Genomic DNA, 17341 nt, shown 5'->3' with positions numbered 1-17341 from the left:
CAGCATCTGAAGCTTAAGGCGCGTACGTCAGCAACAGCTCACTCGGCACTTTGAAGTCCAGGGACATCATGACGCTCAGGGCGGTGATGGTGAAGATCGAGAACACGAACAGCTTGCGTGCCCAGACCGTGTCATCCACCGCCTTGTAGCCGGTCCAGGCCATGTACAGCCAGTACATGCCCATGGCGGCGGCGACGGCGAGGTAGCTCATGCCGGCGTAGCCGCTGAAGGTCAGCATCAAGGTCGCCACGAGGAAGGCCAGGATGTAGAGCAGGATGTGCTTCTTGGCCACGCGGATGCCGCGCTTGACCGGCAGCACCGGAATCGAGGCCGCCAGGTAGTCGTTGAAGCGGAAGATCGCGATGGCGTAGGAGTGCGGCATCTGCCACAGGCTGAACATCACCAGCAGCGTCAGCGCCGCCATGTCGAAGCTGTTGCTTACCGCCACGTAACCGATCACCGGCGGCATCGCCCCCGACAGGCTGCCCACCAGCGTGCCGTGGACCGACTTGCGCTTGAGGTACAGGCTGTAGAGGCCGACGTAGATGACAAAACCGATCACCGCGAACAGCGCCGCCAACGGGTTGGCGACCCAGTACAACAGCGCCACGCCGGCCACGCCCAGCACCGTGGCGAATGCCAGGGCCAGCTGCACCGGAATCAGGCCTTGGACCAGCGCGCGATTCTTGGTGCGTTCCATCTTGATGTCGATGTCGCGGTCGATGCAGTTGTTGAACACGCAACCGGACGCCACCACCAGGGAAGTGCCGATCATCGCCGCCAGGAAGATGGCCAGATCGACATGCCCTTTCGAGGCCAGGAAAAAACCGCCTGCCACAGAAAGCACGTTACCGAAAATGATCCCCGGCTTGGTGATTTGGATAAAGTGCTTCAGGGACATCCGGACTTTCCTCAGTGCGCCATCATGTTGGTGTGGATGCTGAACATGATCCACAACGACAGGCCAACCAGCAGGACAATCACGATCGCGGCAAAGACAAACGCGACCACGTTGTTACGTTGGGCGGCGGAGCGGTCCAGGTGCAGGAAGTACACCAGATGCACCAATACCTGGACCACGGCGAAGATCAGGATGATCCACAGGGTCAGGCTCTTGGGCAGTGTCGGGTACATCACCAGGCCGAACGGGATGACGGTCAGGATCACCGACAGGATGAAACCGATGGCGTAGGACTTGACGCTGCCGTGGCCGGCGTCATGGCCATCATGGGAATGTGCGTTAGCCATTTACAGGGTCCCCATCAGATAAACAACGGTGAATACGCAGATCCACACCACGTCCAGGAAGTGCCAGAACAGGCTCAGGCAGCTCAGGCGCGTCTTGTTGGTGGCGGTCAGGCCGTTTTTCTGGACCTGATACATCATGATCGCCATCCAGATCAGGCCGCTGGTCACGTGCAGACCGTGGGTGCCGACCAGGGTGAAGAACCCGGACAGGAAGCCACTGCGGCTAGGACCGTAGCCTTCGGCGATCAGGATGTGGAACTCGTTGATCTCCATGGCAATAAAGCCGGCACCGAACAGGAAGGTCATGGCCAGCCAGCCCAGGACCTGGTTTTTCTTGCCCTTGAACAACGCCAGCATGGCGAAGCCGTAGGTGATCGAGCTGAACAGCAGCAGAGCGGTTTCGCCCAGTACGTACGGCAGTTCGAAGATGTCGTGGCCCGACGGGCCACCGGCGACGTTGTTAACCAGCACCGCGTATACCGCGAAGATCGACGCAAACAGAATGCAGTCGGTCATCAGGTAGAGCCAGAAACCGAATACGGTCATCTCGCCCGAGTCGTGGTGATGGTCATCGTGCCCATGGTCATGACCATGGGCGTGTCCAACATTGGTCACTAAGTTCGACATGGTTTAAGCCTGTTCCAACGAGGTTTCAACACGGGTGGCGGTGGCGGGGACTTTCCCGGCCGCTACCAGGCGCTTGTGCTGCTCGGCTTCGATGCGTTCGATGACATCCACCGGCACCATGTAGCCCTGATCGTCACGGGCGGCATGGATCACGAAATACACCACGGTGCCGACCAGGCTGGCGATAGCCAGCCACCAGATGTGCCAGATCATCGCGAAACCGAACACGGTCAACAGCGCGCCCATGACCACACCAGTGGCGGTGTTGTTGGGCATGTGGATCGGCTCGTACTTGGCCGGAGCCTGGTACGCGGTGCCGGCTTCCTTGGCTTCGGTGAACGGGTCGATGGTGTCGGCTTTCGGCAGCACGGCAAAGTTGTAGAACGGCGGTGGCGAAGAAGTCGACCATTCCAGGGTATGGGCATTCCACGGATCACCGTGTTCGCACATGTTCTCTGGCTTGTTGCGATCGCGCACGCTGACATACAACTGGATCAGTTGGCAGGCGATACCGACGGCAATCATCACCGCACCGAACATGGCGACGTACAGGTACGGCACCCACTCAGGGTTGGTGGTGGCGTTCAGGCGACGGGTCATACCCATGAAGCCCAGTGCATAGAGCGGCATGAACGCGACAAAGAAGCCGGAGATCCAGAACCAGAACGCAGCCTTGCCCCAACCTTCGTGCAGCTTGAAGCCGAACGCTTTCGGGAAGTAGAACGCAAAGCCGGCGATGTAGCCGAACACGGCGCCGCCGATGATCACGTTATGGAAATGCGCGATCACGAACAGGCTGTTGTGCAGGACGAAGTCAGCACCCGGAATGGCCAGCAGTACACCGGTCATGCCGCCGATGGCGAAGGTCACCATGAAGCCCAGTGTCCACAGCACGTGGCTGGTGAAACGCAGGCGGCCTTGGTAGATGGTGAACAGCCAGTTGAACAGCTTCACACCCGTCGGGATCGAGATCAGCATCGTCGCCAGACCGAAGAAGGCGTTGACGCTGGCACCCGAACCCATGGTGAAGAAGTGGTGCAGCCAGACCATGAAGCCCAGTACCGAGATCGCGCCGGAAGCGTAGATCATCGAGTGGTGGCCAAACAGCTTCTTGCCGGAGAAGGTCGAGATGACTTCGGAGAAAATCCCGAACGCCGGCAGGATCAGGATGTACACCTCGGGGTGACCCCAGGCCCAGAACAGGTTGACGTACATCATCGGATTTCCACCCAGTTCATTGGTGAAAATGTGGAAATCCATGTAGCGGTCAAGCGTCAGCAAAGCCAGGGTAGCGGTCAGGATCGGGAAGGAAGCGACGATCAGGACGTTGGCCCAGGTGCAGGTCCAGGTGAAGATCGGCATGTCCATCAGCTTCATGCCTGGCGTACGCATCTTCAGTACGGTGGCGAGGAAGTTGACCCCCGTCAGCGTTGTCCCCAATCCGGAAAGCTGTAGCGCCCAGATGTAGTAATCCATCCCCACGCCCGGACTGTATTGCAAGCCCGACAGCGGCGGATAGGCCACCCAGCCGGTCTTGGCGAATTCGCCAACGCCCAGGGACAGGTTGATCAGCACCACGCCGGACACCAGCAGCCAGAAGCTCAGGGAGTTCAGGAACGGATAGGCCACGTCACGGGCGCCGATCTGCAGCGGCACTGCAAGGTTCATCAGGCCGGTGAAGAACGGCATCGCCATGAAGATGATCATGATCACACCGTGGGCGGTGAAGATCTGGTCATAGTGTTCAGGCGGCAGGTAGCCAGGCGAACCCTCGGTGGCCATGGCCAACTGGGTACGCATCATGATGGCGTCGGCAAAACCGCGCAGCAGCATGATCATGGCGACGATGATGTACATCACGCCGATTTTCTTGTGGTCGACCGATGTCAGCCACTCGGTCCACAGGTAGGTCCACTTCTTGAAGTAAGTGATGCCTGCAAACAATGCCAGACCACCGAGCGCGATGATGGCGAGGGTCACCATGACAATCGGCTCGTGGAACGGGATCGCTTCCCAACTTAATTTACCAAACATCGTTTACTCCTCTGCCCCGGCAGCTGAATGCGAGCTCATGTCCATCCCTTCCATGTTGTGAGCCACTTCCTTCTCGTTCTTCTCGTGGTGCATCGGCTTGCCCGGATTCATCCCTTCATACTTGTCGATGATGGTCTGGAACAGGTTCGGCGTGACTGACGAGTAGAGTTCGACTGGGTTGTTCTGGCTCGGCTTGGAAAGGGCTTCGTATTCAGCTTTTTCAAGCTGTTTAGGTGCCTTCTTCACTTCGTTGACCCAGGCGTCGAATTCTTCCTGGGTGGTGGCGGTCGCTTTGAACTTCATGCCGGTGAAACCCGCGCCGCTGTAGTTGGCGGAGATACCGTCGAGTTCGGCGTTCTGGTTGGCGATCAGGTGCAGCTTGGTCTGCATGCCCGCCATCGCGTAGATCTGGCCGCCCAGGCCCGGGATGAAGAACGAGTTCATCACGGTGTCGGAGGTGACCTTGAAGTTGATCGGCGTGTGGGCCGGGAACACGATCTTGTTGACGGTGGCGATGCCTTGTTCCGGATAGATGAACAGCCATTTCCAGTCCATCGAAACCACTTCAATGGTGATCGGCTTGACGTCCGAATCCAGCGGACGATACGGGTCCAGGGCGTGGGTCGACTTGTAGGTGATGTAACCCAGGGCAATGATGATCAGCACTGGAATCGTCCACACCGCCACTTCGATCTTGGTCGAATGCGACCATTTCGGCGTGTACGTGGCCTTGGTGTTGGTTGCGCGGTACTTCCAGGCGAACAGGAAGGTCATGACGATGACCGGCACGACGACCAGCAACATCAGCAGTGTGGCGGTGATGATCAGGTTTCGTTCATCCAGGCCGACCTGGCCCTTGGGATCGAGCAAGGTCATGTTGCAGCCTCCCAGCAGCAACGTGCCGAGCAGCGGCAACAAGCCTAGTAATCGGGGGTACCTGTTTTTACTCATCTCACGACCTCTAAAGCAGCTTGCGCAATGCAGTTGGGTTTTGATCGCCAACACTTCACCCTGCCAAGGGTTGGCATTTCTTGGATTGAATAAGGGCTGCCCATCGAACGTCAGCGGCTGTTCGACACATCCCGGGCCAGCAGTGAGTTCTTATTCGTTGGTCAAAAGGCCTAGTTCAAGCCCAATTCCATTTGGTGCGGGTAGTTGGAGGCACCGACACCTGGGGTCGCATGGGGCGCTGGCGCCCTTCGACCACTCTCGTGCTCAAGCCTGAGCCGGGTCGGAAAATCGGTGCGGGCGATTGTAGTGAGGTGACGCGCTGTAGACCATGTCTCATCCCGAAATAATTTTTATCCGATCCGGCAACAATCTCTTGCCGATATTGCAACGGGCCAGCATGTTATCGAAATTCATTCTCAACAAGAACCCCAAAAAACGTAGGTCTACTACGCCCGATTTAGACAGCTCGAGAGGATCATCAAGAGGTTTTTTGCCCGGCAAGCGCCCAGTTTTTGGGGCCTACGGCGCCTGACGCGTCGCTGTTAAAAATGCCTGCTGCAGGCGATACGCCAGTTGCGAAACCAGACATTTTTTTGTTACAGGAAAGCGTGCGTTATCTCTCTCGCAAAGGCTGAGCGCCGCAAGATATGTGACAACGTGTCGCACATTGCCGCAGGTCATTCTTGCCTCGGATCAAGGACGCTCCGTCTTGAGCGTGAAACGTAAAACGCCCCGGCTCTCCAGGAGAGAACCGGGGCGTTTCATCGAGGCGTTTCAGCGAAGCGGTTTGCGGTTACGCGACACCAGCAACGGCACCAGCACCACCGTCAACACGAAGGCCACCAGCGCCCATTGCGCCAGGGACAGGCCCAGGATCGGCGGGTAGGGGGTGGAGCAAAAGCCATCGACCTGGAAACCCAGCGGGAAGATCTTCGCCAGCGGCAGGTCATCGACAATCGGTTGCAATACGTCGATACCGCAACTGACCGCGGGGAAGAACTGGGTATATACGTGATGCCCCGCCACACCGGCACCGGCCAGGGCACAGAGCACCACCAGGCCTTCGAAGATCGTCAGGCTGCGGCGGGTGCGCATGGCAGCGCCGATGAAAGCGAAGATCGCGATCAGCAACAGCGCATAGCGTTGCAAGATACACAGCGGGCACGGTGCCTCGCCGAGGGCCACCTGCATGTACAGCGCACCGCCGATCAGCGCCAGGCAGATCAGCCCCAGCAGCACCAGATAGCGCCGCTCACGGCCTAGCCGCATCATTTCCTCACTCATTGCGTTTCCCTTTGTCTGCATGGATCGACGCGCAGCCTCGCGACACCCGGCGCGCGATCGGATGTATCGAAGTCTACACGCTGACCATGACAGTGAACGAGCAGCGAGCGTCGACATTGGAGGGAATAGACCGCAAGAAGGTTAAGCGGGGATTAATTCTGGCAGTTGGACAGGGATGGGCCTGCTGCCGCCATCGCGAGCAGGCTCGCTCCCACAGTTTTTTGCGGTGTTCACAGGAATTGTGTCCAGCGCTAATCCCTTGTGGGAGCGAACTTGCTCGCGATAGCGGAGGGTCAGCTTGCATTGCTGTTGAATGTGCCAATGCCATCGCGAGCGAGCTCGCTCCCACAGTTTTTTTGCGGTGTTCACAGGCGTTGTGTCCGCCGCTAATCCCTTGTGGGAGCGAGCTTGCTCGCGATAGCGGAGGGTCAGCTTGCATTGATGTTGAATGTGCCAATGCCATCGCGAGCAAGCTCGCTCCCACAGTTTTTTTGCGGTGCTCACAGGCGTTGTGTCCGCCGCTAATCCCTTGTGGGAGCGAGCTTGCTCGCGATAGCGGAGGGTCAGCTTGCATTGATGTTGAATGTGCCAATGCCATCGCGAGCAAGCTCGCTCCCACAGTTTTTTTGCGGTGCTCACAGGCGTTGTGTCCGCCGCTAATCCCTTGTGGGAGCGAGCTTGCTCGCGATAGCGGAGGGTCAGCTTGCATTGATGTTGAATGTGCCAATGCCATCGCGAGCAAGCTCGCTCCCACAGTTTTTTTGCGGTGCTCACAGGCGTTGTGTCCGCCGCTAATCCCTTGTGGGAGCGAGCTTGCTCGCGATGAAGGCAACCCGGTCTCCCGGTTCGCCGCGACCTTACTCCAGCGCCGCCGCCGGGCCGAAGAATTCGTAGCGGCTCTGCCGGTCCGGCACGCCCAGGGCCTTGAGGTGGCGCTTGACGGCGCCCATGAAACCCTTCGGCCCAAGGAAATAGGCGTCCAGGTCACGCTGCTCCGGCAGCCATTGCGCCAATTGCTCCTGGCTCAGCAGCCCCACCTTATCCGCCGCCGGACTGAAGCCGTCGTCTTCGTCGTAGCAGTAGAAGCGCTTGAGTTGCGGATGCCGCCTGGCCAAGTCGTCGATCCAGTCGCGGAAGGCATGGGCGCGGCCATTGCGTGCACAGTGGATGAAATGCACCGGCCGCTCGGTTTGCAGTACCGCCTGCAACATGGCCAGGGTCGGTGTGATACCGACGCCGCCGCTGATCAGCACCAGCGGCTTGTCGCTGGCGGTCAGGTAGAAATCCCCGGACGGCGGGAACAACTGGATACGGCTGCCAACGTCGAAATGATGATGCAAGTAGTTGGACACTCGCCCACCTGGCTCGCGCTTGACGCTGATCCGATACTGGCCATTGTCCGCCAGGGCCGACAGCGAATAGTTACGGCGCACTTCCTCGCCATCGAGGATGAGCTTCATGCCGATGTACTGGCCCGGCTCGGCCACCAGGATCGGGCCCTTGTCCGCCGGTTCGAAGTAGAACGAGGTGATCTCCGAGCTTTCCTGGACCTTGGCCGCCAGGATGAACTCACGCTCGCCACGCCAGCCGCCCGGCGCCTCGGCCTTCTTGTCGTACATGCCGGCTTCGGCACCGATCAGGATATCGGCCAATTGGTTATAGGCAGCGCCCCACGCCGCAATCACCTCGGGCGTGGCGATCTCTGCGCCCAATACCTCAGCAATGGCTCGCAGCAGGCACGCACCGACAACCGGGTAATGTTCCGGCAGGATCTGCAAGGCAACGTGCTTGTTGACGATTTTCGCCACCAGGTCGCCCAACTGGTCGAGCTGGTCAATGTGCCGCGCATACATCAACACGCCGTTGGCCAGCGCACGGGGTTGATCGCCACTGGCCTGGTGAGCCTGATTGAACAGAGGGCGCACTTGCGGGTATTCGGACAGCATCATGCGATAGAAGTGAGTGATCAGCGCTTCACCACCGCTTTCAAGCAATGGCACGGTGGAGCGAATGATGGCGCGTTCTTCTTGGCTGAGCATAAGGTGACTCCATGCAAGGACTTGAATAACAACTACGGCTCTACTATCAGTTTCCGTGCCATAATTTATTTCTTTATTTTTCAATCAGTTAAACAAAAAGTAGTCATAAAGACACAGAACGATTTAGAGTCTTTTGGACTACATGGAGTCCTTATGACTGCAACCTCTCTACTTACAGCCTTGCTGCCCCTGGTGGCAGACCTGTCCCGCGAACTGCCTGAAGGCGAGCGCTATCGCCGCTTGCTGGGCGCCCTGCGCGCGCTGCTGCCCTGTGACGCAGCCGCGCTGCTACGCCTGGACGGAGACTGCCTCGTGCCCCTGGCGGTGGACGGTTTGAGCACCGATACACTGGGCCGACGCTTCCGGGTCAGCGAACACCCACGCTTCGAAGCGCTGCTAGCGAACCCGCAGCCCACCCGCTTCGCCGCCGACAGCGGCCTGCCCGATCCGTACGACGGGCTGGTCGAGGGGCTGGCCGAGCACTTGGAAGTTCATGACTGCATGGGTTGTCCGCTGTTCGTCGACGAGCGCCCCTGGGGCCTGCTCACCCTGGATTCCCTGGACCCGGAACGCTTCGAACCCATCGACCTGAGCGCCCTGCAAGCCTTCGCCAGCCTCGCCGCCGCCACGGTCAGCGCCGCCGAACGCATCGAGCGCCTGGCCTTGAAGGCCGAGGATGAGCACCGCCGCGCCGAGGTCTATCGCCAGGCCAGCGGCCAGCAACATCGCGACATGGTCGGCCAGAGCAAGGCCCACAAGCGCCTGGTGGAAGAGATCGCGCTGGTGGGCGGCAGCGACCTGACCGTATTGATCACGGGCGAAACCGGTGTGGGCAAGGAACTGGTCGCCCAGGCCATCCATGCCGCGTCGAAACGCGCCGGGCAGCCGCTCATCAGCCTCAACTGCGCCGCCCTGCCGGATACGCTGGTGGAAAGTGAACTCTTCGGCCACGTACGGGGCGCCTTCACCGGGGCGACGAACGACCGGCGCGGCAAATTCGAACTGGCCGACGGCGGCACCTTGTTCCTCGATGAGGTGGGTGAGTTGTCCCTGACTGTCCAGGCCAAGTTGCTGCGGGTGTTGCAAAGCGGCCAACTGCAGCGCCTGGGTTCGGACAAGGAGCACCGGGTCGATGTGCGCCTGATCGCGGCCACCAATCGCGACCTCGCCGAAGAAGTGCGCAACGGCCGTTATCGGGCCGATTTCTACCACCGCTTGAGTGTGTATCCATTGCAGGTACCGGCGCTGCGTGAGCGCGGACGGGACGTACTGCTGCTCAGCGGCTTCTTCCTGGAACAGAATCGTTCACGCATGGGCCTGGGCAGCCTGCGCCTGACCAACGACGCCCAGGCCGCACTGGTGGCCTACGACTGGCCGGGCAACGTACGCGAACTGGAACACCTGATTGGCCGCAGTGCCCTGAAGGCCTTGGGCCGCTGCCCGACGCGCCCGAAAATCCTCAGCCTCAGCGCCCAGGACCTGGATTTGCCCCAAGCCCCTGTGGATAACCCTGCCCCATTGTCCACCGGCCCGGCACCGGCCCAGGTGGGCGTGACGGGAGACATGCGCGAAGCGGTGGACGAATTCCAACGCAATCTGATCGCCGCCTGCCTGGAGCGGCACCAGCACAACTGGGCCAGCGCCGCCCGGGAGCTGGGCCTGGATCGGGCGAACCTGGGGCGGATGGCCCGGCGGTTGGGGCTGAAGTGATCGACCGTGCGCTTCCCGTGGCGAGGGAGCTTGCTCCCGCTGGAGTGCGAAGCACTCCCTATCGGCTGCGGCGCGATGTTGATCGGGCGACCGCTGCGCGCTCGAGCGGGAGCAAGCTCCCTCGCCACAAAAACGCCCCACCACAGGGATCTTGTTACAACGATCCCTGTTGTCGACAGCTTTCGTCCTAAAGCCTGCCCCCGACAAGTCGATAACCCGATATCACAAGCTGTTCTGGCGATCGCTATGCTCGCCCCACCTTTTTCCACAGAAGGTTTTTATGTCTTCCAACAAAGCCCGCGCAGATTCACTTTCGCTTCTGCTGTTTACCTTGCGCAGCGGCAAGCTGATGGCGATCAACCTGCTCAAAGTCAGTGAAATCATTCCCTGCCCACCGTTGACCAAACTGCCGGAGTCCCATCCGCACGTCAAAGGCATCGCCACCCTGCGCGGGACGTCGTTGTCGGTGATCGACCTGAGCCGCGCCATTGGCGAGCGGCCGCTGGAAGATCCGGACGGCGGTTGCCTGATCGTCACCGACGTGAGCCGCTCCAAACAGGGCCTGCATGTACAGGCAGTGAGCAAGATCGTGCATTGCCTGACCACCGACATCAAACCGCCGCCCTACGGCTCCGGCGGCGTACGTGCGTTCATCACCGGCGTGACCTCGGTGGACGGCACGCTGGTGCAAGTGCTGGACATCGAAAAGGTCATCCACGGCATCGCACCGGCGCAGATCGAAACCGCGCCGACCGAACTGAGCATGGAAGACGCCGAGGTCCTGGGCAACGCCCGGATCCTGGTGGTCGATGACAGCCAGGTGGCGTTGCAGCAATCGGTGCATACCCTGCGCAACCTGGGCCTGCAATGCCACACCGCCCGCAGCGCCAAGGAGGCCATCGACTGTCTGCTGGAACTGCAGGGCACTGCGCAGGAGATCAACCTGATCGTTTCCGATATCGAAATGTCGGAAATGGACGGCTACGCCCTCACCCGGACCCTGCGTGAAACGCCGGACTTCGCGCACCTCTACGTGTTGCTGCACACTTCGCTCGACAGCGCCATGAACAGTGAGAAAGCCCGACTGGCCGGCGCAAACGGGGTGCTCACCAAGTTCTCGTCGCCTGAATTGACCAAGTGCCTGATCACCGCGGCCAAGGCCGTCACCGAACAAGGGCGCTGACACTCACCCGCGGCAAGGCAGGCCGAACGCCAGGAGGCTGCGATCCTCGCGGCCTCTGAACACTGCTCCAACCTCAGGCAGCTCCGACCTCAGGCATACTCCTGTCCTGGTTCCCCTGAACAAGGACATTGTTGATGAAAACCCCTGCGCTGATGCTCCTCGGCCTCACTGCCGCCATGGCCTTTGAGGCTCAGGCTTCCAGCCCCGACGCCTGGGCCGCCTACGACAAAAAAGTGCTCGCCAGTTGCCTGAAGGCCAGCGGCCTTAAAGACCCCGAACCCGTCGGCACCGCCGCGCAATTCGACGACCGGGTGGGCTACACCGCTGTGTTGCTGCAAGGCCAATACCCACAGAAACACATGAAAGGCGCAACCGGCACCGAGTTGTGCCTCTACCGCAAGAAAACCAGGACCGCCTTCGTCACCGAATGGGACTCGATCCGCCTGACCGACACCCCTCGATGAATGGCGCATAACTTGCTTCGCAGGGCTTATCGCGGCGTTTTTCCGGCGCCGCTTTCAGCCTATTGCCTTCGGTCGATCAATGAACACCACGTTTTCCTGTGTAGGGTGCGGTAAATGCTGTACCGGCCATCACGTTCCTCTGACCCTCGACGAAGCCAGGATGTGGGCCAATGACGGCGGCCAGGTGATTGTCCTGGTCGAGGCCTTCCTGCCCAATGGCCTCGGCCTTCCGGTGGCGCAACGTGAACATGCCGAACGACGCTCGGCGGTGGTCCGTAGCGGCACGAGCGACGCGCTGGTGGCGATCACGTTCGCCGCTTATAACGTGGGTCGTTGCCATAATCTGGACGACGAAAACCTGTGCCGCATCTATGAGCGCAGACCCTTGGTATGCCGCATTTATCCCATGGAAATCAATCCACACATCCCGCTCAATCCCGCCGCCAAGGATTGCCCACCGGAATCGTGGGAAACGGGGCCGCAGTTGATACTTGGCGGTGAATTGGTGGACCAGGAACTGGCCCGCTTGATCGAGCGTTCACGCCAGGCCGATCGTGAGGAAATCGCGATCAAGGAACGCATCTGCATGTCGCTGGGCATCCACACGACGGCGTTGAAGGGCGATGGGTTCACGGCCTACCTGCCGAACATGGCTGCGTTTGCCGCCGCTATCGATCAAGCCCGCTCGCAGCCGTTGGAGCAAGCGGCTGGCGAATGGCAGTTCCACCTGTCCGGCGAGGACGTGGCCAACCAGGTCTCGGCCAGCGGCGCGCGGGTGGTCACTGAAGCACCGGTCACCTACGCCTTCATTTCCCTGCGAGCCGCCTGAGTTTGTAAAGATCCCCTGTGGGAGCGAGCTTGCTCGCGATGGCGCCAGCCCAGTCCCTCGCAATGGACTGACAGACCGCTATCGCGAGCAAGCTCGCTCCCACAGAGGACTGGCGGCGCTGCGATTACACCCTCCCCTCTCGCCTAACCCGCGCCAGGAATGTTAGCGTGCTTGGTATTCCCTGCAGATGAGCCTTGCACGATGAAAAAAACCGTACTTGCCTTCAGCCGTATCACGCCCCCCATGATCGAACGCCTGCGCCAGGACTTCGACGTGATCGTCCCCAACCCGTCGAACGGCGACATCAACGCGCAGTTCAACGAAGCCTTGCCTCACGTCCATGGGCTGATCGGTGTCGGTCGCAAGCTCGGCCGCGAGCAACTGCAGAGCGCCACGAACCTGCAAGTGGTCTCCAGCGTGTCGGTGGGCTACGACAACTATGACCTGGCCTACTTCAATGAACGTGGGATCATGCTCACCAACACCCCCGACGTGCTCACCGAAAGCACCGCCGACCTGGCCTTCGCCCTGCTGATGAGCAGCGCCCGGCGCGTGGCCGAACTGGACGCTTGGACCAAGGCCGGGCAATGGCAAGCGACGGTCGGCCCGCAGTTGTTCGGCAGCGACGTACATGGCAAGACCCTGGGCATCGTCGGCATGGGCAACATCGGCGCAGCCATTGCCCGGCGTGGCCGGCTGGGGTTCAACATGCCGATTATCTACAGCGGCAACAGTCGCAAGACCGAGCTGGAAAACCAGTTGGGCGCACAATTTCGCGAACTGGACCAACTGCTGGCCGAAGCCGATTTCGTTTGCCTCGTGGTGCCGTTGAGCGAGAAAACCCGCCATCTGATCGGCCAGCGTGAACTGGGCCTGATGAAACCGAGTGCCATCCTGGTCAACATTTCCCGTGGCCCTGTGGTAGACGAACCCGCACTGATCGAAGCGTTGCAGAACAACCGCATCCGCGGTGCCGGGCTGGATGTCTACGAGAAAGAGCCATTGGCCGAATCGCCGCTGTTCCAGCTGAAAAACGCCGTGACCCTGCCCCACATTGGCTCGGCGACTCACGAAACCCGTGAGGCCATGGCCAATCTGGCTGTGGATAACTTGCGCAGTGCCTTGTTGGGCGAGCGACCGCAGAACCTGGTCAACCCGCAAGTCTGGAAATAAATCCTCCGCAAAAGCCCCCGGGGGGAACACACCGTGACGAGGGAGCTTGCTGTGGCGAGGGGATTTATCCCCGTTGGGCTGCGCAGCAGCCCCCTGCCGGTTTATCTGACGCATTGCGGTGGCAGATAGACCTTGGGGTTGCTTCGCAACCCAGCGGGAGCAAGCTCCCTCGCCACGGGATTATCGCCAGGCGTTCTGTCTCAGCGTGCACCCAGCGCGACATTCGTCGCCACCGGCCGTGGCTTACGAAACACCAGCACGTTCCCCAGCATCACCAGCACCAACCCCACCAATGCCGGCACTGTCCACTGGTAACCCTCGACAAACGCCGAGACATTCAACGCCACCACCGGGAACAGCACGGTGCAATAGGCCGCCCGCTCCGGCCCCATGCGCCCGACCAGTGTCAGGTAGGCGGTAAAGCCGATCACCGACCCCGGGATGACCAGGTACAACAACGAGCCGATGTAGCGCGTGTTCCATTCCATATCGAACGGAATGCCTTTGAACGCACACCACACCGCCAGCATCGCTGCGCCATAAGCCATGCCCCAGGCATTGGTGGTCAATGGTTTGAGGCCGGCTTTCTGTTGCAGGCTCGAGAGCATGTTGCCCGCCGAGAAACACAACGTCCCCAGCAGTGCCAGTGCCAATCCGAGCAACGTTTGCGGGCTTGCGCTGTGGCCGGCCAGTTCCGGCCAGAACAGCAAGGCCAGCCCCGAAAGCCCCAGGGCGCCCCCCAACAGCACGTTACGGGCAATCCGCTGACCGAAGAAAACCCGGGCATTGAGGGCGTTCCAGAGGGTGGCCGTGGAAAACACCACGGCGACCAAGCCACTGGGGATCCACTGGCTGGCAGTCAGGAAGCACATGAAGTTGATGCAGAACAGGCACAGGCCCTGGGCAACGCAAATCAAATGGCCGCGCCGGTTCATCACCTGCAAGCGTCGGCTGAGCAGGAGCATGGCAAACAGGATCAGCGCCGCGAGACCGAAGCGATAGACAATCGACACGGGGATGGCGACCACGCCCAACTGCAGTTTCAGGGCGATCCAGGTCGTGCCCCAGATGAGCACGGTAAGCAGGTACAACGAGAGGTTCATGGTGACGGCTCCTGACAATGACCTTCAGTGTCACGCCGCCGCCGCTGCGGCACTTGCATAAACTTGCGGTTTTGTCGGCTGGCGGGCTGGCAGGAACGGGGCGACGGAGTAGGATGCAAGGCGTTGGAGAGAACCGATCATGCCCACACTGCAAAGCCTGCAAGTCTTCCAAGCCCTCAACAGCTCGCCCAATGCTCGCCTGGAGCACAGCGCCGAGCTTGGAGACGGCATGGCGGCCGCTTTGTGGAGCAACCATCACGATGCCCAGGACTACGAGGCGCCGACCCACCATACGTTGTCCTGCTACATCGCCGGTGGCACCGGTACGTTTCGCCGCGAACGACCCGATACCACAGGGGCGCCGGGCAAACTCTGCGTACTGCCCGCCGGACATGAATCGGCCTGGGTCATCAACGGCGACATTCGCCTCGCCCATCTGTATTTCAGCGCTGAACAATTCGCCCTTGGGTGCATCACGCTACTGGACCGCGAACCGCGGCAGGTGCAATTGCACGAGGAGACATTCCTCGACGACCCGCAGCAGGCGCATCGCTTTCGCCAGTTGATCGCGCTGAACTGGGACGAACCCGGGGAACGCCTGTTGACCACCAGCCTGGCCCATGACCTGCTCAACCACCTGCTGCTCAGCCAGGTCGGCCAGCGCCAGGGGCTTCGCCTCAAGGGCGGCCTGGCGGCTCACCAGCGGCGGTTGCTGGTGGATTACGTCGACAGCCACCTGGCCGACCCCATCAGCCTCGGGCAATTGGCGACGTTGTGCGCGTTATCCGAATACCACTTCGCCCGGATGTTCCGCGAAAGCTTCGGGCTGCCGCCCCATCAATATGTACTGGCCCGGCGCCTGGCTTGCGCGCAACACTTGCTGCGTACCACCTCACAACCGTTGGGCGAGGTGGCACTGGCCTGCGGATTCGCCAGCGCCAGCCACTTCACCAACCGTTTTCGCCAGACCTTGGGGGCGAGCCCCGGGGAATATCGACAGGCATTCTTGCGCTAGGCGCCACCGCGCTCCGACCAAATGAAACAACCCGGCACTGATCCCGATTGCCGTAGCCACTGCCGCGCCTCTACAATGCGAACAATTCTTGTTCTCTAGCACAGCTCAGCGCTGTCGGGATGTTCCTCGTTGCCGCCTGCACACACCGTCGAAGTGCTCTACAACGCCCATCACAGTTGGCTCAACAGCTGGTTGCGAAGAAAACTCGGGTGCCCCGACAGTGCCGCCGACCTGGCGCAGGACACGTTCATGCGCGTACTGACGACGCGCGATCCGCAGCCTGTCCTGGAACCCCGCGCGTTCCTTACGACCATTGCCAAGCGCGTACTGTTCAACCATTACCGCCGCCAGGACCTCGAGCGCGCCTACCTCGACACCCTCGCCCAACTGCCGGAGCAAGTGGCGCCGTCGGAGGAAGAACGGGCAATCATCCTGCAAACCCTGACGGAACTGGACCAACTGCTCGATGGTTTGCCGCGAGCGGTCAAGCAGGCGTTTCTGCTGGCCCAGGTCGATGGCCTGACCTACAACGAAATCGCCCGTGAACTGGGGATTTCCCTGGCAACGGTCAAGCGCCATCTGAACAAGGCAGCAATGCGCTGCTACTTCGCCTTATGACCCCGTCGATCAACGGCGCACCTGACGTCAGCGCCCAAGTCGCCGAGCAGGCCGTGCACTGGCTCCTGGAAATGCAGCAAGGCCCACTCGACACCCGCCAACAGCAAGCCTGGGAGCAATGGCTCGATGATCATAGCGAGCATCGCCGCGCCTGGGAACATATCCAACGGGTCAATCAACGGCTGCGCAGCGTATCCCCTGCGTTAGCCCATGCGACCCTCAATGCACCGAAGTCCGCCATGCGGCGGCGGGCGCTCAAAACGTTGCTGGTACTGGGGGCCGGCTCAACGTTGGCCTGGGGCCTGCGTGAACGCCAGTGGCTGCCTCCCTTGATGGCCGATTTCCGCAGCCCGGTGGGCGAACGGCGTCGCCTGATGCTGGATGACGGCAGCCAATTGCAGCTCAACAGCGGCAGCGCGGTCGACGTTCGCTTCGACGCTCAACGCCGCTTGATCCGCCTGCTGGAGGGTGAACTGTTGTTGACGGCGGCCCGGGACCCCAGGCCCCTGCACGTACTGACCGCCCATGGCCGGCTGGAAAGCCGCAACGCCCGGTTCAACGTACGCGAATATCCGGAACACACCCAGGTGGCGGTGTTTGAAGGCGAGGTGGACATTCGCAGCCGACACGGCCCGTCTTCGTTACTGGGCGCATCACGGCAACTGAGCCTTGGCATCAACGGCGCCGGGCCCGCCACGGCGCTGGATGCCAACAGCGGCGCCTGGACGGAAGGCATGCTGATAGCCGCGCACATGCGCCTGGCGGACTTTCTCGACGAGCTCGGCCGGTACCGCCGCGGCCAATTGCATTGCGACGAAGCGGTCGCCAACCTTCTGATCTCCGGAACTTATCCGCTGGACAACAGCGAACGAATCCTCGATCTGCTGGAGGTCAGCCTGCCGGTGAAAGTACGCCGTTTTACCCGCTATTGGGTCTCGGTCGAGGCTCGCGCTTGAACCATGACCGTCCTGCTGGAAAAAAAACACGCAACCGTGAGCCGTTTTCCCCGCCTCGGGTGACAGAGAAGGAAAGCCACTTCGATACAACCTTCTCGGGATCCTCA

The 17341-nt window shown here is 60.8% G+C and carries 16 protein-coding genes; 8 read left to right on the top strand and 8 right to left on the bottom strand.

Annotated features, from left to right (window positions below; genetic code table 11):
- Positions 1-13: 13 nt before the first annotated feature.
- The 7 genes from cyoE to hmpA all read right to left on the bottom strand — a co-directional run bounded on the left by cyoE (position 14) and on the right by hmpA (position 8183).
- Positions 14-901 carry a heme o synthase gene (cyoE, locus tag J4E63_RS02535; protein WP_003178131.1) on the bottom strand — a complete coding sequence of 296 codons (888 nt, stop codon included), beginning with the start codon at positions 899-901 and terminating at the stop codon, positions 14-16.
- A gap of 11 nt (positions 902-912) precedes the next feature.
- On the bottom strand, positions 913-1248 hold the full coding sequence (gene cyoD / locus J4E63_RS02530) for a cytochrome o ubiquinol oxidase subunit IV (protein WP_025211927.1): 336 nt from the start codon (positions 1246-1248) through the stop codon (positions 913-915).
- Positions 1249-1875: a cytochrome o ubiquinol oxidase subunit III gene (locus tag J4E63_RS02525; RefSeq protein WP_103308305.1), complete on the bottom strand. Its 627-nt coding sequence runs from the start codon at positions 1873-1875 to the stop codon at positions 1249-1251.
- A gap of 3 nt (positions 1876-1878) precedes the next feature.
- A complete protein-coding gene (cyoB, locus tag J4E63_RS02520; RefSeq protein ID WP_192262164.1) occupies positions 1879-3909 on the bottom strand; it encodes a cytochrome o ubiquinol oxidase subunit I in 2031 nt (676 codons plus the stop codon).
- 3 nt (positions 3910-3912) lie between these two features.
- Positions 3913-4860 carry a ubiquinol oxidase subunit II gene (gene cyoA / locus J4E63_RS02515; RefSeq protein ID WP_207281012.1) on the bottom strand — a complete coding sequence of 316 codons (948 nt, stop codon included), beginning with the start codon at positions 4858-4860 and terminating at the stop codon, positions 3913-3915.
- A 774-nt stretch (positions 4861-5634) separates the two neighbouring features.
- A complete protein-coding gene (locus J4E63_RS02510; RefSeq protein ID WP_060740730.1) occupies positions 5635-6144 on the bottom strand; it encodes a disulfide bond formation protein B in 510 nt (169 codons plus the stop codon).
- 857 nt (positions 6145-7001) lie between these two features.
- Entirely contained in the window at positions 7002-8183 is a 1182-nt protein-coding gene (gene hmpA, locus J4E63_RS02505) for an NO-inducible flavohemoprotein (protein ID WP_207281011.1), read from the bottom strand.
- A 153-nt stretch (positions 8184-8336) separates the two neighbouring features.
- Here hmpA and norR point away from each other — a divergent pair, with 153 nt between their 5' ends.
- From norR to J4E63_RS02480, 5 genes are all read left to right on the top strand, one after another.
- A complete protein-coding gene (norR, locus tag J4E63_RS02500; RefSeq protein WP_207281010.1) occupies positions 8337-9893 on the top strand; it encodes a nitric oxide reductase transcriptional regulator NorR in 1557 nt (518 codons plus the stop codon).
- A gap of 280 nt (positions 9894-10173) precedes the next feature.
- Positions 10174-11076 (top strand): chemotaxis protein CheV, encoded by a 903-nt coding sequence (locus tag J4E63_RS02495; protein WP_103308311.1) that lies wholly within the window; start codon positions 10174-10176, stop codon positions 11074-11076.
- Positions 11077-11210: 134 nt separating this feature from the next.
- Positions 11211-11540 carry a hypothetical protein gene (locus tag J4E63_RS02490; protein WP_207281008.1) on the top strand — a complete coding sequence of 110 codons (330 nt, stop codon included), beginning with the start codon at positions 11211-11213 and terminating at the stop codon, positions 11538-11540.
- A gap of 79 nt (positions 11541-11619) precedes the next feature.
- Positions 11620-12369, top strand: coding sequence for a YkgJ family cysteine cluster protein (locus J4E63_RS02485; protein WP_207281007.1), 750 nt, complete (start codon positions 11620-11622; stop codon positions 12367-12369).
- Positions 12370-12570: 201 nt separating this feature from the next.
- Positions 12571-13542 (top strand): D-glycerate dehydrogenase, encoded by a 972-nt coding sequence (locus J4E63_RS02480; protein ID WP_192262158.1) that lies wholly within the window; start codon positions 12571-12573, stop codon positions 13540-13542.
- A gap of 200 nt (positions 13543-13742) precedes the next feature.
- Here the strand turns inward: J4E63_RS02480 and J4E63_RS02475 are convergent, their stop codons facing one another.
- Positions 13743-14645 carry a DMT family transporter gene (locus J4E63_RS02475; RefSeq protein WP_207281006.1) on the bottom strand — a complete coding sequence of 301 codons (903 nt, stop codon included), beginning with the start codon at positions 14643-14645 and terminating at the stop codon, positions 13743-13745.
- A 139-nt stretch (positions 14646-14784) separates the two neighbouring features.
- On the opposite strand from J4E63_RS02475, the gene J4E63_RS02470 reads away from it, so the two are divergent.
- From J4E63_RS02470 to J4E63_RS02460, 3 genes are all read left to right on the top strand, one after another.
- On the top strand, positions 14785-15660 hold the full coding sequence (locus J4E63_RS02470) for a helix-turn-helix domain-containing protein (RefSeq protein WP_060740723.1): 876 nt from the start codon (positions 14785-14787) through the stop codon (positions 15658-15660).
- Between the two features lie 129 nt (positions 15661-15789).
- Positions 15790-16278 (top strand): sigma-70 family RNA polymerase sigma factor, encoded by a 489-nt coding sequence (locus J4E63_RS02465; RefSeq protein WP_092166147.1) that lies wholly within the window; start codon positions 15790-15792, stop codon positions 16276-16278.
- On the top strand, positions 16275-17234 hold the full coding sequence (locus J4E63_RS02460; RefSeq protein WP_207281004.1) for a FecR domain-containing protein: 960 nt from the start codon (positions 16275-16277) through the stop codon (positions 17232-17234). Before J4E63_RS02465 ends, J4E63_RS02460 begins: the two co-directional genes overlap by 4 nt.
- Positions 17235-17341: the final 107 nt, after the last annotated feature.

Origin of the sequence: Pseudomonas sp. FW300-N2F2, assembly GCF_017351655.1 — a bacterium.
Taxonomy (GTDB): Bacteria; Pseudomonadota; Gammaproteobacteria; order Pseudomonadales; family Pseudomonadaceae; genus Aquipseudomonas; species Aquipseudomonas fluorescens_AA.
The sequence above is the reverse complement of the archived record's forward strand: the minus strand, read 5'-3'. Positions and strand labels throughout refer to the sequence as shown.